Source organism: Paracoccaceae bacterium (assembly GCA_033344815.1).
GTDB lineage: Bacteria > Pseudomonadota > Alphaproteobacteria > Rhodobacterales > Rhodobacteraceae > Roseobacter.
Genome location: JAWPMR010000001.1, coordinates 4086716 through 4109251, shown reverse-complemented (window position 1 = coordinate 4109251; position 22536 = coordinate 4086716). Strand labels below are relative to the sequence as shown.

Genomic DNA, 22536 nt, shown 5'->3' with positions numbered 1-22536 from the left:
CGGCTATTGGCCCAGCGCAATGCCTTCTCGGCGCGGGTCCGCTCCACCCTTCAGCGTTCCACCAATGGATATCGCGTGCAAACCTGACGTCAAGGCGCGGGCACCAACCTCAAAGCCAAGCGCTGTTAAACCCTCCGTGAGACTTTCGGCCGAGGTGCCTTCTTCCACGTCGTATTTGCCGAAGCGGTTCACCGCGTGTGGTACGGACAGGGCCTGCTGTACATCCATGCCCCAGTCCAGATGTGCAATGACGCTTTGCGCTACATAGCCGATAATGCGACTGCCGCCCGGGCTGCCAATGGCCAGAACCGGCGCGCCGTCTTTCATGACAATCGTAGGGGCCATTGACGAACGGGGTCGCTTCCCCGGCTCCACCCGATTGGCAATGGGCACCCCATCCACATGACTGCGGAAAGAGAAGTCGGTGAGTTCATTGTTGAGCAAAAAGCCCCGCACCATGAGACGACTGCCAAAACCGTTTTCAATCGTGGTGGTCATGGAGGCGACGTTGCCATCGCCGTCCACGATAACGAAATGCGATGTGGAGGGCAGTTCGATGGACTGGTCATCCGCGAAGTTCAGCGCGTGATCGAATGTCGGTGTACCGGGCGCGACCTCGGGCAGTGCATCGTCACCGGCCAGAAGTTTGGAGCGCTCCTCCAGATAAGCCGTATCAAGCAAACCTTTGCTTGGAACGGGCACAAAATCGCTGTCGGCCATATAACGCCCCCGATCCGCGAAAGCCAGGCGGGATGCGTCCCCGATGAGACGGCGCACCTCGATATCCGACGGGCCTGCGCTGAGATCATAACCCTCCAACAAGCCCAGAATTTGCCCAACGGTCAGCGCACCGGAAGATGGCGGCCCCATGCCGCACACATCATGGGCACGGTAAGATACGCACACGGGCGCACGTTCCTTGACCGAATAGATGCTCAGATCCAGCGGAGACAAAACGCCGGGATTGCCTTCAGCACCCTGCACGGTTGCCACGATATCGGCGGCAATCTCGCCAGTGTAAAAAGCACGCGAGCCACCTTCGGCCATTGCGCTCAGGGTCGCGGCATAAGGCGCGTTTTTCAGCAAATCACCAGCCACCAATGGCGTGCCACCCGGCATGAAGTACTCAGCAGTGGTTGGAAAACGCCCCAAACGCTCGGCATCCCCCGCGATCAGACCAGCAAGACGCGGCGAGACCTCAAACCCGGCCTCAGCGCGCTCAACCGCTGGCGCAAGGAGGTCCGCCCATGGCAATTTGCCCCACCTGATATGTGCATCTTCCATCAGTGCGGGCGTGCCCGGCGTGCCAACGGACAAACCACCAACAACGGCATCAAAAAACGCCAGCGGCTCGCCGTCTCCGTCTTGAAACAACCGCGGTGTCGCGGCCAGTGGCGCGGTTTCGCGCCCGTCCAGTGTGGTCAGCGTGCTGGTTGCCGCATCGTAATAAACCAGAAATGCGCCGCCCCCGAGCCCGGAGGATTGCGGTTCCACCAGCCCCAGCATGGCCTGTACCGCAACCAATGCATCCGCCGCCGAGCCACCCTTGGCCAGCACATCTGCACCGGCCTTGACCGCCCATGGGTTTGCCGCCGCCACCATCCAGTTTTCCGCCTCTACCGGCGTGCCTGCGAACTTCGCTTCCAACGCGCTTGCCACCTCTTCGGAGATCGCCTGAAACGCGCCCTGTGTCGCCGCCTCCGGTTGCACCGCATCTGCCGCTTGCTGCGCAGTCGCAGCGGATGCCGCCAAAAGGGCCAGTCCTGTCAAGAAAAGTCGCATGGATTCTCCAATCTGAAAGGTAGGGTTAAAGCATGGATGGCACGACCTGATCGGGCGGCCTGTGACCATCGTCGAAGGTCTTGATATTTATGATAACCTTTTCGCCCATTTCGATCCGACCTTCGCGCGTGGCCGAGCCCATGTGCGGTAGCAGTACAACATTCTCCAATTCACGCAAACGCGGGTTTACCCGGGTGCCACGTTCATAGACGTCCAGACCCGCACCCGCGATTTCGCCAGACCGAAGCATCCGCGTCAGAGCATTTTCGTCGATGACTTCGCCGCGTGAAGTGTTCACGATCACCGCTTCGGGCTTCAACAGCTTCAAACGACGCGCATTCATCAAATGAAAAGTGGAGGGTGTCGCCGGACAATTAACTGAAATGACGTCCATGCGGGCGACCATCTGATCGAGGCTTTCCCAATAAGTCGCTTCAAGCTCTTCTTCAATTTCCGGACGCAAACGGCGGCGGTTGTGATAGTGCACCTGCATCCCAAAAGCCGATGCGCGGCGCGCCACCGCCTGGCCAATACGCCCCATACCCAGAATACCAAGCCGCCGTCCACCAATGCGACCGCCCAGAAATGCCGTGGGTGCCCAACCCTCCCATGCATCCGACTGCATCGCGCTCAACCCTTCGGGAATGCGGCGCAAGACCGCCAGCAATAGTGCCATGGTCATATCGGCGGTGTCATCGGTCAGAACACCGGGCGTGTTGGACACCAGAATGCCACGCTGGCGTGCCGTGGCCACATCAATATGATCCACGCCAGCCCCGTAATTCGCGATCAGTTTCAATCGATCCCCTGCCTGACCGATCAGGGCGGAATCGATCTCATCCGTTACTGTGGGCACAAGAACATCAGCAGATTTCATTGCTGTCGCCAGATCAGAACGGCTCATGGGGTTGTCATCATCACGCAAGGATACGTCAAAGAGCTCGGAAAGCCTTGTCTCCACAGCTTCTGGCAACCGTCGCGTTACGACAACACTTAGCTTTGGCTTTGGCATCTTCGACCTCCCCGGACTTGGCGTGCGCACCGTTTTCATGGCATGGTGGCCGAGAAGACGACGCGGCACAAGAACCTCGCGCATTCAAATGGGCAAAATACGAATAACGGGCAGTTGTATGACAAGAACCTTTCTTTCCGTCCTGAGCGGCGCCTTGGCGATTGTGGGAATTGCAACAACCGGTATTGCGCGTGATATCGGTCCGGTTACCAATTTGCCGCTACCGCGTTATGTCTCGATGAAAGCTTCGGAGGGCAATGTCCGGCGCGGCCCCTCCCTGACACACAGGATTGACTGGGTGTTCAAGCATCGTGATATGCCTTTGCAAATCACCGCCGAGCACGGCCATTGGCGGCGTGTGGAAGACCGCGAGGGACAGGGGGGATGGGTGCACTATTCACTTCTATCGGGCGTGCGCACCGTAATTGTGGAAAAGGACATGCTGCAGATTCGCATGCGCCCGGATCCAGAAGCCCCTGTCACGGCAGCCCTCGAACGTGGTGTGATCGCCCGGTTGGGAAAATGCGGCCCGGAATGGTGCCAGTTGAAGTCAGGCGGCTATCGCGGCTGGGCCCCGAAATCACGATTGTGGGGAGTCGCTGTGACAGAAATCCGCGATTGAGCCCTCCGATGCACAGGTTTACACACCGGTAACGCGCACAAACTGGTCGATCAAGCGGGACATCTTGGCGCCTGCGTCTTCCTGCAAGAAGTGCCCTGCATCCTCCAGGATTTGATGCGGTTGACCTGAAGCGCCGGGCATCTCGCGCTGAAAAATGCGATCTATCCCCTTCATGATTTTGTCTTGCGCGCCAAACAGCGTCAAAACCGGCAAATCGAGCCTTCGCAATACATCCCAAGCAAGACGATTTGCTTCCGCCGCCGGATCATCAGGCGTACTGGGCACCAACATCGGAAACTGCCGTGCGCCCGCTTGATACGTCTCGTTGGGAAAAGGCGCATCATAAGCTGCCATTTCTTCTGCGGTGAGATCGGTCTGCGTGCCACCTTGCACAATTTTTCCTGCGCGAAACACTGGCACTTGCTGCGAATTACTGCGCCAGTCTGCAAAGGCTTGCCCGAGCGTATGATCTCCCGTTGGCAGGGCCGTGTTCGCGACCACCAAACGGGCGAACCGGTGCGGCATGCGCGCCAGCAGTCTCAGTCCGATCAGGCCCCCCCAATCCTGACAGACAAGAGTTATGTCTCGCAAATCCAGCTGTTCCAATACGGCAGACATCCAATCCACATGGCGTTGATAGTTATAATCCATACGCAGGGCCGGTTTATCGGATCGACCAAACCCAATCAGATCTGGCGCCAGGATACGGTGTCTCTTGGCCGCTAGTATTGGTATCATGTGACGATAGAGATAGGAGCATGTGGGTTCACCATGCATCAGAAGGACCGGTGCCCCCGTGGTCGGCCCTTCATCAAGGTAATGAACACGCAGCGTACCGCCTTCGGTGTCATCAATGTTGATATAATGCGGCGCGAAGGAAAAATCGCACAGACCTTGAAAACATGTGTCCGGCGTTCGCAACACTTTTATAGGTCTCTCCTCGTTTTCCGAATATGCCATGGCATTCCGAATTCTTGCCCCTAGGATAGCACGACAGTTCCAACACCAAGAGGGCAAACCATGCGTGCAATAAGCTATGATCGATTTGGCGCGGCGAATGATGTATTGTCGCTCACGGAACATGATACCGCGAAACCGGGCGCTGGCGAGGTCTGTGTCGAGCTTGTTTTTTCAGGCGTTAACCCATCTGATGTCAAAGCCCGCGCAGGGTCTCGCCCGGGTGTAACCAAACCAGCATACCCACAGATCATACCGCACAGCGATGGCTCAGGTTTGATTACCTCGGTGGGGAATGATGTCGATCCTGCACGCATCGGCCAAAGGGTTTGGATCTGGAATGGCCAGTGGCACCGCGCGTCGGGAACGGCTGCGACTCACATTGTGCTGCCATCCGAGCAGGCCGTGCAACTGCCGGATAACACTGATCTTGAGACCGGCGCTGTTTTGGGCATCCCCGGTTTGACCGCAGCCCATACCGTTTTCGGCAGCGGCGACATTTCGGGCAAAACCGTTCTAGTGCAGGGTGGTGCGGGAACTGTGGGGTACCTCGCTGTTCAATTGGCCAAGTGGGGCGGCGCACGCGTTATTGCCACTGCACAGGGAGCCGGTGTCGAGCGATGCAAAAAAGCGGGTGCCGATGCAGTCTTGGATTATACCGCCCCTGATCTGGCAGATCGAATCCTGGAGGCAAATGGCGGAGAATTCTTGGAACGCATCATCGAAGTAGAGTTTGGTAAGAACATTGAAACGGATACGGCGGTCATCGCACCCAATGGTATCATTTCAGCTTTCGGATCGGCCCAAAACATGACACCTGTGTTGCCCTTCTATCCGCTTCTTTTCAAAGCAGTTTCTATCGATATTGTGCTTATATACCTGCTCACTAAGATTGAGCGCATGGCCGCAATAGAGCGTTTGCACAGCGCACTTGAAGACAAGGCATTGGACTGCCCAATTGAGGCGATTTTCCCGCTGGCACAAACTGCCAAAGCACATAGGTTGGTCGAAGCGGGCGGGCGCAATGGCGCGATTTTGATTGAGGTGACCCGGTAGTACTCGCGGCGAGTTTTTTTGGCTGTTGGGAAAGCAGGATTGCGTGCGGCGGTAGCAGTCATCGTGCAAAAAAACCAGTAAGACCCGGATCCCACTCCAAATCGGGGGCCGGTCGCGTGTCAGGACAAAGCTAATCCATATTCATTAACGGAAAATCCACAGTTTTTGTCAAAAACGGGTATTGCACGTTTGCACTGACAGGCTTAGTTAGCGTGTAGTTGGGATGTGGCCTAGCGGTAGGGCAACTGTTTTTGGTACAGTAGATCGTAGGTTCGAATCCTACCATCCCAGCCAAATAGAATTTTTATATAAAAAACAATGCCTTACAGAACTCAATATACTGGGTTCGTAGCATGTTTTCGTAACAGTTTTGACGCGTTTTGAGCGGTAAACTGCGCGAGTCGTTTAGTCCGTCATTCCTTTTTTGTTTGCGAAATGCGGACCGAATTGGAAATGAGACGGACAGGTCACATTCATTCCGTCCGTATTGAATCATTGTGTTGCCATCCGACATTGCTTTTGAGCCTCCCCTTTGGATTGGTCCGCCCCTATAGTTAGGTAATCGGAGGAGCAATAATGGTGATTAAGAGACCCAAGCACGAATAGATTGTCGTGAAGTTACGGCAGGTTGAAGTTCTGATGGGGCAAGGCATACCCCGGATCGATGCGATCAGACAGATCAGTGTGACTGGACAAACCTCCTACCGCTGGCAGAAGAAGTACGGTGGAATGGGCATGGAACAACTCAAGGAACTGAAGCGTCTGCAGAAAGAAAACAAGCGAGTACGGCGCGCCGTATCAGACTTGACGTTAGACAAGCTGATTTTGTCGGAAGCCGCCCGGGGAAACATCTGAGCCCTTCGCGTAGGCGGGCTTGCATTGATCATGTACGCGGTCGGTTCAAGGTTTTCTGAGCGACGGGTTTGCCGCGTTCTGGGGCAACATCGATCCACGCAGCGGCGTTTGCCGAAAGGTCGTGCTGATGAAGAACGCCCGATGGCGGATATGATTGAGTCGAAGCGCCCCTATGGTCGATATGGCTATCGCCGGGTTACTGCTTTGCTGAGGGACGCAGGCTGGCAAGTGAATGACAAGCGCCCCTCTCGTGCATAAGCTCCCGCAAACAGGATAAGAAGTGATGCGATCAATAGAGTTGACGCGGTCGTCGCACTCAAGACACCGCAGTAAAACTGTGTTAAGCCAAAATCCAAGACGGTTAGGTTTCGGATTTAAGCATCTAGACTGCCTCCAAGTTGACAGGTCCAAACCGCCCAAAAGCGTAACAACAAAGCATGCGATGCCTTCAGGCCAAATCAGCAACACCAATCCAACTGGAATCGTAACAAGGCCAACCCCACCGGTGGCACCTTTTGGACGATACCCAAGCAACTTCAGTCCGCCGTCGAGGACCAGGCGCAGGCCAACCAGTTACAAAAAAACCGAAATGCCACCCGTTGGCCAACACAGTGCTGCTCTCCCGACCAACGCAGACAGCGATCCAAAAAAAGAATTCACCACAAGCCGCTGGACCGTTTAAAAAATTGTCTCGCGGGCTTCACATCGATTGTAGTCGGCAATTTCAATCTTCGGGACGTACGGTCCTTCAGGTAAATTCCCCTTGCCCAGCGTCGCCAAACAGCAAAAAAATTGCTTAAGGTGCTTTGGTTTTAATTCTACGGTGTTGGCATGTTTTCCGAAACGCTTATGCTCAGAAAAGTTCATCTAATGATCCGGCCAGTTGGTTCTTTCAGATGCGGACGGCCAAAAACCGACCCGAATTGCAGCAAGGGCCCTGCCCTCACGAAATGAGAAATCTTGCATGAAAACCTTTACCACGTTTCTGATCGTTCTCTCCCTCGTGGCTGCGACACAAACGCACGCGCAGAGCAAAGCTGCCATAGAAAAACAATTTCAGACATGGCTTGTGCAAACGGTCTGGCCCCAAGCCAGATCAAACGGCGTCTCGGCGGATACGTTCAACGCGGCATTCTCAGCGGTTACCCTGAACTGGAAGCTGCCAGATCTGGTGCCACCCGGGTCAAAAGCCAAAGTGCCAAAAAAACAGCGACAGGCTGAATTTGGCTCTCCCGGCAAGTACTTCAATCGTAGTTCTGTGAATGGGGCGACATCCGTTGGTCGACAGATGGCACGAAAACACGCCAGCACCCTCAAATCCGTTGAAACCAGAACAGGCGTTCCCGGCCGCATCATCCTGGCAATCTGGGGGCGCGAGAGCGGTTATGGTAGAGTAGCCATTCCGCATGACGTCTTTGAAGTTCTTGGTACCAAGGCCTTCATGAGCACGCGGAAAGACTACTTCGAAGGCGAATTGATCGCAGCTCTTGAAATCGCACAAGCCGGGCACGCCCCCAAGGGGGCAATGAAAAGCAGTTGGGCCGGTGCTCTGGGGCAGCCACAGTTCATGCCATCAAACTTTTTGAAATATGCCTCCGATGGGGACGGCGACGGGCGCGCAGACATCTGGACATCGGAAGCTGATACGATTGCTTCAATAGGGACATATCTTGATCAACATGGCTGGTTTACTGGACGCGATTGGGGCTTCGAGGTCACCGTTCCTGAAACTGTCTCCTGTACACTCGAAGGACCAGATCAAGGGCGGCGCATTTCTGCATGGGTCGACATGGGGATCACCCGTGTTTCGGGGAAACCATTCCCAGAACATGAAAGGCGCGGTGAGGGTTACCTACTGATGCCCGCGGGTCGCAATGGACCTGCCTTCATTGTCACGCCAAATTTTTACGTGCTCAAGGATTATAACATGAGTGATCTCTACGCTCTGTTTGTTGGGCACGTTGGGGACCGCATCCAATATGGCGTGGGGGATTTCTCAGCAAAATGGGGCGCTGTTGGCAAATTGTACCGCTCCGACATCGCGGCGATGCAAAAGACACTAGTGCAACAAGGTCACGACGTTGGTGGCGTGGACGGCTTGCCCGGTTACAAAACCAGACGTTCAATCGGGCTTTGGCAGGAAACCAAGGGCCAACGCGCAACTTGTTTCCCGAATAATAGCATGGCTTTAAAGTAAACTCGCTTCACCTTGTCACCACACAAATTGCTGAAACAGTCTGCGTTGCCCATGTGACCTTTCACTGGCGGCCTTTCTCTGGAATTGCAACATGGCGCACCGCATGGGCGATGGCGGCGACCGAACACATAGGCAGGCCCATTATAATAATCCGGCGTATTGAGACCGATCAACGTCTGCAACAAACGGACGTCCTTGCCCAGCGTCACAGATTTGAACTGCTTGCCTTGGAACTCGGTCATATGATTCAGCCATGACTCGTCACGAGAGGCTCAGAAAAGCAGCACTGCGTTGCCCGTGGCAAAGGCATATTTTGCTCCCGCTCTCATCGCCGCAGGCGGGGACTGCCGCGCCGCGCGGCAGAGCGCGACCGTCGGTTTCGGAAAGGATCGACTATATCAAGGAGCATCGGGAACTCTGTAGGGTCTGCCGGGCAATGGACATAACCGAAGTTCGCCCGGCGGCGCGTGTGAACCGGCCATTCCGGGCGGTTATGGCGATGCAAATCGCCCCTCGGAGAGCGGGTGTGCGTCACCTATGTCCCGACCTGGCAGGCGGGCGCCCGCGTCGCGGTTGTGCGGGATACTTTCGCCAACAAGATCGTCAGTTGCCGCGCATCAGGACCGCAATACAGGCGGGGCGCTAGCTTAGATCAGGGTCGAACGGGTCAAAAACAGTGTTTTCCCCGGTTTTACGGCGGCACCGAACCATTCATCCCGTCCAAAGTTGGTGACAGACTATGTGTGGTTGAGGGTCGTCGACTGCGTGGATCGCAATAAAATCAAATTCAAGTCCAGTGAGCTAATTTGTCACCAATTTCGCTTGACCATTTGCCCGTTGAAGCGACTGAAATCGGGTCGCGTTCTTCATCTCGTCCGACGCTTGATACGGTAAACAACGCGATCAAACGCCGTTGCGAAAGGCGGTGTTCTTGAATGATTGCGAGGTTATCGCGATGTGTTCTTAGGGTGATAATCGCAAAGAGTGAAATGGCCTGACAAAGCAACACTATACTTCTAAACTATGCTTCTAAATGCAGCGGCAGACGTCCAGATGGTGTGCGTCAACCGCGTTCATCAAGCGAAACTCTTTTGAAGACAAAAATGCGCCCGGTAATTCTGGCTACTACTCTAGTGCTATGTCCGCTCCAAGTTGTGTCTCAGCAGGAACTTGCTGCAGTTTCTTAGCTGAGCCGGGCGGAAACGAGCACGAATAGTCGCCAACCTTGCATTGCGCGCCCGGATCAAGAAACAACGGCGATGCAAAACTTGTTGATTTCACAGCGCGCACAGGGCAACGGCCCAACAGCCTGATCTTGATCATTGATGATTTGGGCTATGACGATCCCGGTGCTGTTGGTGGGGGCCTCGCGATTGGGGCCGCAACGCCTGAAATAGATGCGCTGGCAGCTGAGGGCGTCAAGCTCACATCAACCTGTCCGCAATACACTTGCACATCTACAAAGGCGGCGGTCTAAACGGGGCGGCTTCCATTTTGCACGGACCTGACGCGGTCCATTCTGGCTGGCAACGAGATCAAGGTGACCCCGTGGGAGGGAGAGCTGGCCGTCGCTGGACTGTTGTCCGATCCAGGATATTACTCCATGCTGATCGGGACCTGATCTATGGCTTGGCTGATGGCACGAGGCAAAAGGTCGACACCATTACGTCCCCAGAACAGATGGACCAGGGAGATGCGAAGTTGAAAGGCTATACCATCCAGCGGATCCGCGAATTGGCCGAGGGCGACAAGCCGTTTTGCAGCAGCCACGCTTTCATTAAGGTCCATGCGGATAACTGTACGGCTGAAGCATTTCCTAGGACCAGTGGATCGAAATTCCCCTAAAAGGACAATGTCATCGAAATCGACATCCACATCGGCGAGATTGTTGATGCGCTCGACACAGGGGGCGAACTTGATAACACCTTTATCGCTATAACGTCTGATAATGGCCCACAAATGGACAGCTGGCCCGACAGTGGCCAAACTCTGTTTCACGCGGCCACGGGCACCACTTGGGAAGGTGGTGGCGCGTTCCGGGCATCGCGTACTGGCGGGGCATGATCAAACCGGTGCAGATCTCTGACGGACTGTTTGATCTGCTGGCTCCGTTTGACACGTCCCTCGCGCTTGGTGGCCCTTCACGCCACGACCCTGCCTGATGACCGCTATTGGGACGACATTGATCAAATGCCCTACCTGCTGACAGATCAAGGCGAAAGCAAACGCGAACAGGTGCATTTCTCGCTGGGCTCAACGCTCGCAGCCGTGCGGATGTGAGCGTAAGAAGCGCATTTGCGCGCGACTTTCGTGCAGGAAAAATTCTTGTAGATCGAAATGGCAACAGTTGTGCCGAGCGGGCTGGCTCCGTCGCTCTTTAATTTGTATGCTGATCCGAAAAAGGAATATCTGGTTGGTCATCGTATGAAAGCCTGGACAGCGTTTCTCGGCGCAGAGCTTGACGCACATGCCGCGGCTTTTGCGCGGTTTCCGCCCAAGGATCTTGGACTGAGTATTAAGTAATGGCTGAACTCGAATGCATATCTAAGCGTCGGATCCGTAACGCGACGTTGGCACTTCTTCTCTGGCCCGGGATTGCCCTGGCTGGCGAAGGTGGCGGCAGCCACTATGTCCCCGGGACGCAGAACGAATTCTTGCTGGGTGTCTTTGGGCCTGCTGGGTTTTACCTTCGCAACGATGTTTGGTCGTATGACTACAACGTTGGCGCACACGTCCGAAATGGTGTTGCGGTCGGCGAGGCCTCGCAAAAGGTGACGTTGAATACAACAAAACTGTCGTGGCTAACCGACTATGAGATTTTGGGAGGGAGATACGGCGCATCCCTCGCTTTGACCTATGCGCTGGACGCAGACATTTCAGGCACCGTCGTGACGGGTCCGAACGGATTTACGCGGGGCACGTCAATCTCCGGTTTCTCAGACGCGTTTGTTGCTCCGCTCTTGTTGAATTGGGCAGGTGAGAAACAGCACTTTACATTCAAGCTGGCTGCTTATGCTCCAACGGGCACGTTCGATGCTAACAATGCGCTGAACACCAGTCGCAATTACTGGACCGGTGAAATCGGCGGAAGTTACACCTATTTCGACCCCCAGACAGGCTTTGAAGTGTCTGCCAATGCCGGGTATCTGAGCAATCAGAGAAATTCGGACACCGGCTATCGCAGCGGAGATGAGGTGCATCTGGACTGGACCGTCGCACAGCACTTTTCCAAGTCTTTTACGGCAGGTCTAAGCGGATACTTCTACAGCCAAGTCGAAGCGGACAATGGCACGGTTTTCGGCCCAATCAGCGCTTCAGATATCAAAGCCTGGAGCTATGGGCTTGGGCCAGTTGTCCAATGGAATGTACCGGTCGGCGATAAATCCATCGGTATCATAGCCAAAGCTCTGTTTGATATTGATGCCTCAAATCGTTTGTCCGGCGACCTTTATATGCTATCTCTAACGTATGCTTTTTGACGAATGGGAGACGTCTTCGTGACCTCAGCAAAACGCAACCTGACCCTTGTTTCAGCCCTTATGCTTTTCGGCACCCAATTGGCTTGTCCAGCCTTGGCGCAATCCTCCGAGCGACCCGAAGACGGCACCATCTTGCCTTTCCCGTCCGAACCCATGGCCGGTGTGGCCGAACGGCGTTTGCAGGACAGCACAATGATCTGGCCCGATCCCATGCAACGGTTGCCCGAAGACGCCCCGAACATTCTGATCGTTCTGCTGGATGATGTCGGGTTCGGGATTTCGTCAACCTTCGGAGGCGGCGTCAGCACACCCACGCTTGACGCGCTTGCTGCAGAAGGGATCGCGTTCACGCAATTCCATACCACATCGATCTGCTCACCCACACGGGCGTCCCTTCTCACCGGTAGAAACCACACGAGAGTGGGTTCCGGCACCATCGCTGAACGCGCCGTGGCTTTTGACGGCTATACAGGCGTCATCCCAAAAGAAGCGGCCACTGTCGCAGAGGTTTTGAAAGAGTACGGGTATCACACCGCTGCCTTCGGCAAATGGCACAACACACCTGCGATCGAGACAACTTCAATCGGCCCAAAAGATCGCTGGCCTACTGGCTACGGATTTGAATACTTCTACGGCTTTCTTGGCGGTGAGACATCGCAATGGGAGCCCAGATTGACGCGCAACCTAGATGCCGTGGAACCCCCTGTTGGGGATGACACCTATCATCTGACCACCGATCTGGTGGACGACGCGCTTGGCTGGCTGGACGACAAACAGGCTTTTGATCCGGATCAGCCTTTCTTCATGTATTGGGCGCCGGGTGGCGTACACGGGCCGCATCACATTTTTCCAGAGTGGGCCGATAAATACGACGGCCGGTTTGATGAAGGATGGGACGCTTACAGGCAAGCCACTTTTGAGCGTCAGTTGGAGATGGGCGTAATCCCGGAAGGCACGCAGTTGACCCAACGCGACGCAACCTTGCAGGGGTGGGATGAGATTCCCGAAGACCAGCATGACTTCCAAACCCGGTTGATGGAAATCTTTGCGGGGTTCGTCGAACATACGGACACCGAGGTGGGACGGTTGATCGATGGGCTGGATACACGCGGTTTGCGCGACAACACGTTGATTTTCTATATTTTTGGCGACAATGGCTCTTCTGCAGAAGGGCAGCATGGGTCGATAAGCGAACTCTTGGCCCAAAACAACATTCCAAACACAATCGAACAACAATTGGATGCACTTGACCGTATCGGTGGCATCGAAGTGCTAGGTGGTCCTCGCACAGACAATATGTATCATGCGGGGTGGGCGTGGGCCGGGGGCACTCCCTTCAAAGGCACCAAACTGATGGGCGCGTATTTCGGAGGAACGCGCAACCCCATGGTGATCAGTTGGCCCGGGCGGATTGACCACGACACCGAAAAACGCAACCAATTTCACCACGTGGTCGATATCGCACCTACAATTTACGACATTTTGGACATTCCATTGCCCGAAGCCGTGAACGGATATCCACAGATGAAGATGGATGGCGTGAGCTTTGCCTACACTTTTGACGATGCAAATGCGACACCCCAAAAGGTTGAACAGTTCTTTGACAACAACGGCAGTCGCGGGATTTATCTGGATGGATGGTTCGCAGGCACATTTGGCCCATTTACCCCGTGGGACTCCGCCACATCAGCAACAACAATCAAGGATTGGGATTCTGATGCGGATGTTTGGGAACTTTACAACATCGCAGAAGATTTCAGTCAGGCAAACGACCTTGCCTCCACTATGCCAGACAAACTGGAAGAGATGAAAGCGCGGTTTCTGGAGTTGGCGAAAGACAACAATGATTTTCCCATTGGTGCAGGCAACTGGCTGCGTATCCACCCCGAAGATCGCATCGCGACCGCCTATGACAACTGGACCTTCGGCCCCGAGACCAAGCGTATGCCAGAATTCGCAGCGCCGGGTATTGGCCGTCAGTCAACGCGCGTAACCATCGATGCGGAGTTTGGCGATGCCGCGAATGGGGTGCTCTATGCCGTTGGCGGCTCTGGTGGGGGACTGTCGGTCTATCTCGACGATGGTGTTTTGACCTATGAATACAATATGCTGATTATTCAGAACACACAGCTTCAGTCAGCGCCTATTGCCGCCGGACGACGTGAAATCGTTGTTGACACGACCATTGCGCGCCCCGGCGCTCCAGCGGATGTCGTTATTTCAGTTGATGGCGAGGTCGCAGCGACGGGACAGGTGCCAGAAACTGTTCCGGCTGCCTTCACCGCAACAGAGAGCTTTGACGTTGGCCGCGACTTGGGCTCGCCCGTGTCCTTGTTTTATGAGGAAACCCGCCCCTTCGCGTTTGACGGCACAATTCATTCGGTTCAAGTGTCACAAGGTGCTGCGTTGGAAAACTAGATGGATCGTGACACAAGTAACAGGAGAAGCGTTACCCCAGGGCTGAAGGAGTTGGACCAAGCTGGCGTTTTATGACGCCGCGCAGCGCGCGCACAAAGATGCCTTGGTGACGATCCGAGTGGCAGTCGCTCTTTACGCCAGCGCAGCAATCATTCGCCAGTTTCGGATTTGACGCCGTCTTGCAAGGCGGCCTTTGCCAAAGCTGTGCTGCGGCATTCGTCAATGCCAAAAAACGTGCGGTAACTGCTGCCTTTTGGCAGCCCAATGACAGTCTGCGGCGCTTTGCAACATTCAATGCGAAAAGCGGCATGTGACGGTTTAGGCCCTCCGGACATCTTCGCGGCGATGAACTCTCACAGGAATGCATTAGCCAACTGCGCACTCCAACACGTTACCTACATGCAAAACAGACCCCAACCACACGAGACAAGGCTGGCCAGATGCAGGCGCAACAAATTGGCCCTTGCGTCTTACACCATTCGATAAAGGTGTCGCATCACCGTGACCTGGTTTTCTGGAAGCGATCATACAGGATCGCAAAATTGGCTGTCATCCACCCTGAACACATCCAGCGACGGTTACAGAAGGACGAACTTTGCGTAGCGACCCTCTTAAACCGGCGCGGCATCTAAGTCATAACCGCGCAAATGTGCAGCAAAGCGCGCAAGTGCAGGGTGATCACGACCTTCAATCCAGACAGCTTCGGTCAGCATCGGCGGGATCGTATCTTCGATTTCCAGGGCCACGGTTCGGGTGTTCAAGAACAGCGCATGACTCTCGGGCATGATAGTCACGCCAAGCCCGCAACTGACGAGCCCGATGATTGCCTGAACCTCCGGTGCCGTCTGAACAATACGCGGCGCAAACCCGGCGTCCTCGCAGATTTGCAGCAGCGCTTGATTGTAAACGACCCAGTCACTCGGATCCCCCAAAACAAATGGTTCCGGCGCGAGTTCAACCAATCGCAGACTGCCCAGCCCGGCAAATTTGTGGACTTTGGGAACCAGCGCAACCAATCGGTCACGCTGCACCGGCACAGTTGAGAACATATCCTTGTCAGTGGGGCCTGTCATAAGGCCGACATCCAGCTGGCCACCGCGCAACATCTGAATCTGAGCGCAGGTCGGCATCTGGCGCAATGAAATGGTAACACCCGGCACGGCCTGGCAAAAGGTTTCGATAATATCGGGGATCACGCCGACAATGGCCGTGTCGGTATAGCCGATTGCCAAAGATCCGATTTCACCCCGTGCAACCCGTCGGGTTTCCTCGACCGCATGATTAAGCGTGTTGAGAACTCTGTCGCATTCTACAACGAAAGTCCGTCCGGCGCGGCTGAGAGACACTTTTGTGTTGGAACGATTGAGAAGACTGACGCCAAGGTCTTGTTCTAAAATTGTAATTGCGCGGCTGAGGGCGGGTTGGGTAATATTGAGTTCAGCGGCAGCGCGCCGAAAGTTCAGCGTTTCGGCAACTTTGTGAAAGTACCGCAAGCGGCGAAGGCCGGTCTTCATCTGCATTGAGCGCACTCCCCCAGTGATGCCTAAAAAGCATCAAACTACACCAAAGTTTACATTATGCAGATCAATGGGGAAGCTTTAAACTTGAGCAAGAAAAATTACAGGGAGACAACAGATGAAAAAATCCAATAGCGCAATACTTGCCGCCTTCCTGGCGACCGCGATCAGCGGACACGCCTGGGCGCAAGACGCGACCATGAATTTGGGTTGGTCAACACCCTTGGAAAGCGACTACGGTGTCTTCGCGACGAAGTTCGCAGAGTTGGTCGATGACTACACCAATGGTTCAGTTGAAGTGAAACTGCGTTGCTGCGGACAAATCGCCTCAGAGGACGATGCGTTCAAAGCAATGCAGCTTGGCACGGTCGACGGCTACTTTGTCAGCCAGAACAACGTCTCGCCGCACTGGTCATTGATGGATGTTTTTGTTTTGCCTTACACATTCCAAAGCACCGATCATCAGGTCGCCGTTGCTGAGGGCCCAGTGGGCGACTTTATCAAGCAAAAGCTTCAGGCCGATACCGGTGTCCACCTGTTGAGCTTTGGGGGACCGAGCTACCGCGATTTTTTCAACTCCGAGCGGCCGATCGAGACAATGGCTGATATGGACGGATTGAAAATTCGCGTCCCGAAGAACGAAGTGATGCTGGCTACATTCGAAGCATTCGGCGCAGAACCTGTGCCGCTGGCCTGGTCGGAAACACCGACTGCATTGCAAACCGGAACCATCGACGGCGGCGACAATGGAACAAACGTTATTCAGGAAATGAAGTTCTATGAATTTGCACCGTATCTGACTGTTCTCGATCACTTTGCAGGCTTTGCACCAATGTTTGCCTCGGACCGCTTCATGAGCAACCTGACCGATGAACAGCGCGTGGCTGTCGAACGTGCTGCGACCGAGGCAGGAAAATTCCACACAGAGCATATGATCAGCCGGATCGAGAACGTTCGGGGCTGGCTGTCTAGTGAAGGTGGCATGTCCATGACGCGCCCTGATCGCACCGATTTCATCGACGCTGCCAAAACCGTGCAGCAGAAGTTTGCCGAAGAACGTGGCGACGAATTCGTTGATTTGCTGGAGCGGATCACCGCAGCTGCAGAATAGCAGTTAAAGCCCCTCAGGCATGGCGTGTAGTACCCAAGTTTATACGCCATGCCGATCTACGCCCCCATTTTGGACCGGAGACGCACCATGCGACGCACCTTTGCCTTGCTCGAAGCGCATTTCGAGGAGGCCATATGTTGTTTGGCGCTCAGCATCGTGGCCATGGCAGTCTTTCTTCAGGTCATCATGCGATACGTCTTTGCGACGGCCCTGCAATGGAGCGAAGAAGTCGCTGCGATTGGAATGGTCTGGGCGGTCTATATGGGAGCCTCACTCTGCGTGCGGGAGCGGTTTCATATTCGCATCATGGCAGGTATCATGTTGTTTCCACGCAAGATTACCTTCGTATTCGTGTTGATCGCGGACGCCTGCGCGGCAGCATACTGCGTGATGATGTTACTTGTTTCATGGGAGTATTTGGGGGTTTTGGCGCGCTACACCTCCCGCACGCCGAGTCTGGGAATAGACGAGTTCTACCCGCAATCGATCCTTGTGATCGGCTATGCGCTGATCTTGGCACGGTTGCTTCAGGTATATGTGAATTGGGTCGTCAAAGGGCGAATTGGCATCCCTGGAATGCGTGCCGAACATGACGATCTGGGGGAAATCTGAGCCGTGAGTGATCTGGCTCTTCTCGCTGTTGTCTTCACTGGTCTGACCCTGATCGGGGCGCCCCTGTTTGCCGCTGTTGGCCTGACGACGTTTCTGGCGCTCTTTCTGATCGACATCCCCTACACGCTCATGGCGCAGACGGGATATACCTCGCTGACACCGTTTCCGCTTCTGACCATCCCCTTGTTTGTGCTGGCCGGAAGGCTGATGGAAACCGGGGGCATGGGGTCGCGATTGATCAGTGTGGCCACATCACTTGTCGGAGCCTATCGCGGCAGCCTTGGCCTTGTGACCGTATTTGCCTGTATGCTCTTTGCCGCGCTCTCAGGTTCCGGACCGGCCACGACCGCAGCGATCGGTTCAATCACCATCCCGGCGATGGAAAAAGACGGCTACAAAACGCCTTTTGCGGCGGCCATCGCTGCGGCGGCCGGAGCTTTGGGCAGCCTGATCCCGCCCTCGAACCTGATGATCATTTACGGTCTGGTGTCGGAAACCTCGATCCCTCGGCTTTTTCTGGCGGGCTTTCTACCCGGATTCCTGATCACCGCCCTGCTGATGATCACGGTATACATCATCGCGCGACGCCGGGGCTATGGTGGCTCGGGAACGGCTTTCTCCTGGGGCCCTGCTCGTAAAGCGGCCTGGGATGGGAAATGGGCCATCGGTGCACCCGTCTTGATATTGGGTGGCATTTATTCAGGCGCATTCACCCCAACCGAGGCGGCCGCTGTGGCTGTCTTTTACGCACTGTTCATCGGTCTTGTGATCCACCGAGAGTTGAACTCTCGCAAGATCATCGAGGCGCTACGGTTCACTGCGCTGATGACCGGTCTGCTGATCTTGCTGACACCCACGCTCGCATTCGGGCAGCTTTCAGCCTTTTATGATGTGCCCGCAGCGGTAGAGTCGGCGATAACGAATATCACGACCAATCCAATTACCGTCCTCATTCTCATCGGCATTTTCTATATTATCATCGGTACTTTCATGGAAAGTCTGGCGCAGATCATTCTGTTCACTGCTGTTTTTCTGCCGCTGGTGACCTCAATTGGGGTGGATCCCGTGATGTTCGGCGTCTTTACGGTCATCACATGCGAGATCGGCTTTTTGACGCCACCTCTGGGCGGTAATTTGAATGTGGCTGCGCGTATCTCAAACATTTCAATCGAGGCAGTTTCCGTTGCGGTTTTACCCTTCATTATTGCCTACTGCATCGGCCTTCTGGCGCTGATTTTCTTCCCGGACTTCGTCACTTGGCTGCCCAACCTTGTCTACGGGCCACCTCGCTGACCCATACCAAACGGAGGCACTTATGCGCGATACAATTCTCTCAGGCGGAACGGTTTACGATGGTACAGGCGCCGATCCGGTGCAGGCCGACATAGGAATCAGGGACGGTCGCATCTTCGAGATTGGCGACCTGAGCGACGCGGTGGTCGACCACCGGCTGGAGCTTGCGGGACTGGCAGTCGCGCCTGGTTTCATCGATTTACACACACATTCCGATTTTACCCTCATGGCAGACGGGCGCGCCCAAAGCCAGGTCCATCAGGGTGTTACCACCGAAGTGATCGGCCAGTGCGGGTTTTCGTCGGCACCCGCGCGGCGACTCGAGGACGCCAAGATCATGTCACCCGGATTTACCGAAGGCATGGTCGACGTCGATTGGACTAGCTTCGGGGACTACCTTGACCATCTGGACAGGATGCAATTGGGCGTGAACGTTGCAGCCTTCGTGGGGCACGGGACAGTGCATCGTGCCGTTTTGGGCGATGCTCTGCGGGCGGCGGATGACGATGAGCTTGACCAGATGAAGGACCTAGTCGCAGAAAGCATTGATCAGGGCGCCTATGGCTTTTCAACAGGGCTGGAATACTGGCCCGGCAGTCTGGCCTCGCCTGATCAGATCACTGAATTGGTTAGCGTGGCCGCCAAGCACGACGTTCTTTATGCGACCCATGTGCGCAATCGCGACGTCCACTATGACATCGGCTTCGGAGAGGCAATCTCCTGTGCCCGGGCCGCCGGTGCGCGACTCCAGATCAGCCATATCCAACCCAAACACGGCGCTCCGGACTGGGCGATGGAGCATGCCATCGAGTTGGTGGACAGTGCCAATTCCCACGGTTGCGACATCGCCTATGATGTGATCCCGCACGATTGGTCGCACACGCGCATCATGGCGATTATGCCGCAATGGGCCCAAGAAGGCGGCGTAGGGGCTGTTATCAAGCGCTTGAAGGACAAAACCACCCGCGCAAAGATAAAGGCCAATCGTCGCCCCATGTGGCGGCTTGTTCTGGACGACGGCTGGGACAAGATTGTGTTGATGCAATCGGAACAGAATCCCGACCTCGTTGGCCTCACGTTTGCCGAGATCGGACGCCGCCGCGGTGTTGATCCTTATGACGCCGCGTTCGATCTGCTGATTGAGGAAGGCGAGAACATGGCCCATCTGATGTGGACGTCCCAAAGTTTTTCCGAGGATCAGATCCGTCTGGCCATTTCGCAACCGGATTGCGCAATCATCTCTGACACGCTGGCCCTGGCGCCGGAGGGCTGTCTAAAGCACCATATCGGATCACTCTCCGGCTATGGCTGGGCCGCGCGCTTCCTGCAACATTACGTCCGCGACCATAACGTGATTTCGCTGCAAGAAGGCGTGCGTCGCCTGACATCTCTTCCAGCGTCCCGTCTGGGTGTCAGCGATCGTGGTGTCTTGAAAAAGAACGCTTGGGCAGACATTACAGTCTTTGACGCTGAACAAATTGAAAGCCATTGCAACATCGAGGAACCGCGCCGCTTTGCTACGGGGATTGCACATGTGATGGTCAACGGTGTTTTCTCAATGTTGGACGGAGTCCGTACCGAGGGCAATGGTGGCAAAGTACTTCGGTCAAAATGACAAGTTCAATGGCTCACACAAACCAGAAGAACCTGAAGGCATCGCTCCGAAGGCAAAGGCCGTTAAGCAGGAAGAAGGTTTTTTCCATCCGTAATCTGGGTTGCTGCACATGGCGTTCAGACATTACTGAGCGATAAAATTACATCAGCGATGTCCAACGCACATTGTGTTGCCGCCAGTTCCATCGAATGACACTGCGTTTGGTGTTGGATGCAAATGAGCGCTCGCTTCGGGTATGTGGCGAAACTTTTGGCAAATGCAAAATGACCAACACCCGTTGCATTTAGAGCGCTGTTTTGAGCCTTCGTGGCCCGCCAAGAATCTGCGTTCAGGTTTGGTTTGCAAGTTCGTCACAGTCCGCTCGAAAGGCGAACATCCGGCTTCTTGACTGCGGCGCAGCTCATTTTTTGGGTCGGTGATGACTAACAATGCGCTGAACTGCGCAGTGAGAGTCTGACGCCTCTACGCTGGTCTCAAATCGGCCTTGTGGTAATGCGGCGCAGAAAGCGATTAACAATGAAAGTGTCGGTGGACGTCAGCTATGCGGACAAAGACGATTTGCGCTATTGATGCGCTCGATGTGTGGCCTCTGCTAACGTGAGATCGGTGATTTGCGACCTGACTGACATGTTGGACGCTTGGGACCCTTTCAATCTGAGGACCGCAGGTTTTAATGCCGGATCAATGTGGTCCTGATCGGCGCCCCCGCTTTCGTGAAGGTATACGGACCCAGGGACTGCTGCTCATAACCGATGCGACGTATGTGCGGGCGATGCGCGACTTGACGCGGTTTCCGGGGCACGCGCCGGATTGCGCGACGCGAGAGGAAGAGCGCGCCACACTTCAACACTGCCAAACGGTGCCGGGTTCCTTTAGCGCGATGACCCGCCCCGCGTCCGGAGATGAAGCAGCACACGCAATATCAGCCTGCCGCGAAGAAGATCCCGTTGGCGCACAACGTCAAAGGTGTAACGCGCAGTCGAGGCTTGCACCAAGCGCGACGATCAACGCCTCGCACGCCGCACCTGTTGCAATAAACTCGCAGGCCACGACAATCGAACGCGACCTTCCACCTCTTCATCTGGTTTACCCGAAAAGCTCTGGAGAATTAGCCGTCGCCAAATTCCTTCCGCACGTTTTAACACCGACAGGCCGTGCACAGTTTCGGAAGGCCGCTGCAGGATAGGACACAAACACCCGACCCTTTCCAGGGCTGCCGCGGGACCAATCCGTACGGGCACCTCAACGAACCCTGCGCTACATTTGGTCTGTACCCGCAGGCAGAAATCCGCCTTGGCCAAACCACCTGCAGAAACCCAAAGACGTTGCGCGGGCTGTCCAATCGCAGCAATTGGTTCTGTCCATCGATTATCCGCAATCCCCACAGATCCAAAACAGCCAACGCTTCCCTCCCGGTCAGATGTGTTAGTTCTGTCACTCCGGCAGCACACACCGGTACAAGCGATCGGCTGTGGATTTACTGGATTCTCCGGTTTTAGAAACGACAGTCCATTTTGGTCTACTATCTTTGCGGTAGAGGGCGTTACCTGTAGATCGAGCTAATTGCAGTACCTCTGGAACAAGGCCTGGAGAGGTAGAGGTGCAATCACGTTACGCCATGCCAAAGCGCAACCTGCCCTTTCGTGGTGCAGGTCGCATGCATCGGTGCTCATCCATTAAGTATCAAGACCATAGCCAAAAGGGCGCAGGCTATTCCGCAATAATCTCTTGCGGAAAGAGTTTCGCCAAAAACCAATGCGCCCATTACACACAGCGCAAGAAGGGTAATCATCGAGAAGGCGACCCCTGCCTGTGCCAAGGTCACATGTTTGATGGCATAGAACCAAAAGAGTGCTGAGAACGCATACATCAATACGCCAAATCCCATCTGCCATGATTTCATACCTTTGCTGCCATCAGCGGCGAGTTTCAACGCATAGTCGCCGACAATGACAATAAGCGCCGTCGCAAAAGTGAAACTGACTCCAAACAGAACGTTTGACATTTTAA

The 22536-nt window shown here is 55.1% G+C and carries 17 protein-coding genes, 1 tRNA gene and 1 pseudogene; 13 read left to right on the top strand and 6 right to left on the bottom strand.

What is annotated here, in order from left to right:
• Positions 1-3: 3 nt before the first annotated feature.
• Positions 4-1782 carry a gamma-glutamyltransferase gene (gene ggt / locus R8G34_18995; protein ID MDW3224939.1) on the bottom strand — a complete coding sequence of 593 codons (1779 nt, stop codon included), beginning with the start codon at positions 1780-1782 and terminating at the stop codon, positions 4-6.
• Between the two features lie 25 nt (positions 1783-1807).
• Positions 1808-2794: a D-glycerate dehydrogenase gene (locus R8G34_18990; GenBank protein ID MDW3224938.1), complete on the bottom strand. Its 987-nt coding sequence runs from the start codon at positions 2792-2794 to the stop codon at positions 1808-1810.
• Between the two features lie 118 nt (positions 2795-2912).
• On the opposite strand from R8G34_18990, the gene R8G34_18985 reads away from it, so the two are divergent.
• Positions 2913-3416 (top strand): SH3 domain-containing protein, encoded by a 504-nt coding sequence (locus tag R8G34_18985; GenBank protein MDW3224937.1) that lies wholly within the window; start codon positions 2913-2915, stop codon positions 3414-3416.
• Between the two features lie 18 nt (positions 3417-3434).
• Here the strand turns inward: R8G34_18985 and R8G34_18980 are convergent, their stop codons facing one another.
• Entirely contained in the window at positions 3435-4340 is a 906-nt protein-coding gene (locus tag R8G34_18980) for a haloalkane dehalogenase (GenBank protein ID MDW3224936.1), read from the bottom strand.
• 96 nt (positions 4341-4436) lie between these two features.
• Between R8G34_18980 and R8G34_18975 the strand changes: the two genes are divergently transcribed.
• The 5 genes and pseudogenes from R8G34_18975 (at position 4437) to R8G34_18955 (ending at position 9958) form a co-directional block, all read left to right on the top strand.
• Complete coding sequence (locus tag R8G34_18975; protein MDW3224935.1) at positions 4437-5429, top strand: NADPH:quinone reductase; 993 nt, start codon at positions 4437-4439, stop codon at positions 5427-5429.
• Between the two features lie 219 nt (positions 5430-5648).
• Positions 5649-5723, top strand: a tRNA-Gln gene (locus R8G34_18970).
• Between the two features lie 312 nt (positions 5724-6035).
• Positions 6036-6527 (top strand): annotated as a pseudogene (locus R8G34_18965) (transposase).
• Positions 6528-7248: 721 nt separating this feature from the next.
• The gene (locus R8G34_18960; GenBank protein ID MDW3224934.1) at positions 7249-8481 is read left to right on the top strand and encodes a lytic murein transglycosylase; all 1233 of its coding nucleotides are present in this window, start codon (positions 7249-7251) and stop codon (positions 8479-8481) included.
• 1315 nt (positions 8482-9796) lie between these two features.
• Positions 9797-9958 (top strand): hypothetical protein, encoded by a 162-nt coding sequence (locus tag R8G34_18955; GenBank protein ID MDW3224933.1) that lies wholly within the window; start codon positions 9797-9799, stop codon positions 9956-9958.
• Positions 9959-10077: 119 nt separating this feature from the next.
• On the opposite strand, the gene R8G34_18950 is transcribed toward R8G34_18955, so the two are convergent.
• Positions 10078-10479, bottom strand: coding sequence for a hypothetical protein (locus R8G34_18950; protein ID MDW3224932.1), 402 nt, complete (start codon positions 10477-10479; stop codon positions 10078-10080).
• A gap of 135 nt (positions 10480-10614) precedes the next feature.
• Here R8G34_18950 and R8G34_18945 point away from each other — a divergent pair, with 135 nt between their 5' ends.
• The 3 genes from R8G34_18945 to R8G34_18935 all read left to right on the top strand — a co-directional run bounded on the left by R8G34_18945 (position 10615) and on the right by R8G34_18935 (position 14378).
• Complete coding sequence (locus tag R8G34_18945; protein MDW3224931.1) at positions 10615-10761, top strand: hypothetical protein; 147 nt, start codon at positions 10615-10617, stop codon at positions 10759-10761.
• A 242-nt stretch (positions 10762-11003) separates the two neighbouring features.
• Positions 11004-11960 (top strand): transporter, encoded by a 957-nt coding sequence (locus R8G34_18940; protein MDW3224930.1) that lies wholly within the window; start codon positions 11004-11006, stop codon positions 11958-11960.
• Between the two features lie 18 nt (positions 11961-11978).
• Positions 11979-14378, top strand: coding sequence for an arylsulfatase (locus R8G34_18935; protein ID MDW3224929.1), 2400 nt, complete (start codon positions 11979-11981; stop codon positions 14376-14378).
• 611 nt (positions 14379-14989) lie between these two features.
• Here R8G34_18935 and R8G34_18930 read toward each other — a convergent pair.
• Entirely contained in the window at positions 14990-15898 is a 909-nt protein-coding gene (locus tag R8G34_18930; GenBank protein ID MDW3224928.1) for a LysR family transcriptional regulator, read from the bottom strand.
• 115 nt (positions 15899-16013) lie between these two features.
• On the opposite strand from R8G34_18930, the gene R8G34_18925 reads away from it, so the two are divergent.
• The 4 genes from R8G34_18925 (at position 16014) to R8G34_18910 (ending at position 20526) form a co-directional block, all read left to right on the top strand.
• Positions 16014-17006 carry a TRAP transporter substrate-binding protein gene (locus tag R8G34_18925; protein MDW3224927.1) on the top strand — a complete coding sequence of 331 codons (993 nt, stop codon included), beginning with the start codon at positions 16014-16016 and terminating at the stop codon, positions 17004-17006.
• An 87-nt stretch (positions 17007-17093) separates the two neighbouring features.
• A complete protein-coding gene (locus tag R8G34_18920; protein MDW3224926.1) occupies positions 17094-17618 on the top strand; it encodes a TRAP transporter small permease in 525 nt (174 codons plus the stop codon).
• Positions 17619-17621: 3 nt separating this feature from the next.
• Positions 17622-18911 carry a TRAP transporter large permease gene (locus R8G34_18915; GenBank protein ID MDW3224925.1) on the top strand — a complete coding sequence of 430 codons (1290 nt, stop codon included), beginning with the start codon at positions 17622-17624 and terminating at the stop codon, positions 18909-18911.
• Between the two features lie 22 nt (positions 18912-18933).
• Positions 18934-20526 (top strand): amidohydrolase family protein, encoded by a 1593-nt coding sequence (locus R8G34_18910; GenBank protein ID MDW3224924.1) that lies wholly within the window; start codon positions 18934-18936, stop codon positions 20524-20526.
• Between the two features lie 1669 nt (positions 20527-22195).
• Here R8G34_18910 and R8G34_18905 read toward each other — a convergent pair.
• Positions 22196-22531, bottom strand: a complete 336-nt coding sequence (locus R8G34_18905; GenBank protein MDW3224923.1) for an EamA family transporter — start codon at positions 22529-22531, stop codon at positions 22196-22198.
• Between the last annotated feature and the right edge of the window lie 5 nt (positions 22532-22536).

Excerpts from the sequence above, each read along its gene's own strand:
- R8G34_18985 (MDW3224937.1), top strand. The coding sequence starts at position 2,913 with ATGACAAGAACCTTTCTTTCCGTCCTGAGCGGCGCCTTGGCGATTGTG.
- ggt (MDW3224939.1), bottom strand. The coding sequence starts at position 1,782 with ATGCGACTTTTCTTGACAGGACTGGCCCTTTTGGCGGCATCCGCTGCG.
- R8G34_18925 (MDW3224927.1), top strand. The coding sequence starts at position 16,014 with ATGAAAAAATCCAATAGCGCAATACTTGCCGCCTTCCTGGCGACCGCG.
- R8G34_18920 (MDW3224926.1), top strand. The coding sequence starts at position 17,094 with ATGCGACGCACCTTTGCCTTGCTCGAAGCGCATTTCGAGGAGGCCATA.
- R8G34_18930 (MDW3224928.1), bottom strand. The coding sequence starts at position 15,898 with ATGCAGATGAAGACCGGCCTTCGCCGCTTGCGGTACTTTCACAAAGTT.
- R8G34_18975 (MDW3224935.1), top strand. The coding sequence starts at position 4,437 with ATGCGTGCAATAAGCTATGATCGATTTGGCGCGGCGAATGATGTATTG.
- R8G34_18940 (MDW3224930.1), top strand. The coding sequence starts at position 11,004 with ATGGCTGAACTCGAATGCATATCTAAGCGTCGGATCCGTAACGCGACG.
- R8G34_18960 (MDW3224934.1), top strand. The coding sequence starts at position 7,249 with ATGAAAACCTTTACCACGTTTCTGATCGTTCTCTCCCTCGTGGCTGCG.
- R8G34_18910 (MDW3224924.1), top strand. The coding sequence starts at position 18,934 with ATGCGCGATACAATTCTCTCAGGCGGAACGGTTTACGATGGTACAGGC.
- R8G34_18905 (MDW3224923.1), bottom strand. The coding sequence starts at position 22,531 with ATGTCAAACGTTCTGTTTGGAGTCAGTTTCACTTTTGCGACGGCGCTT.
- R8G34_18990 (MDW3224938.1), bottom strand. The coding sequence starts at position 2,794 with ATGCCAAAGCCAAAGCTAAGTGTTGTCGTAACGCGACGGTTGCCAGAA.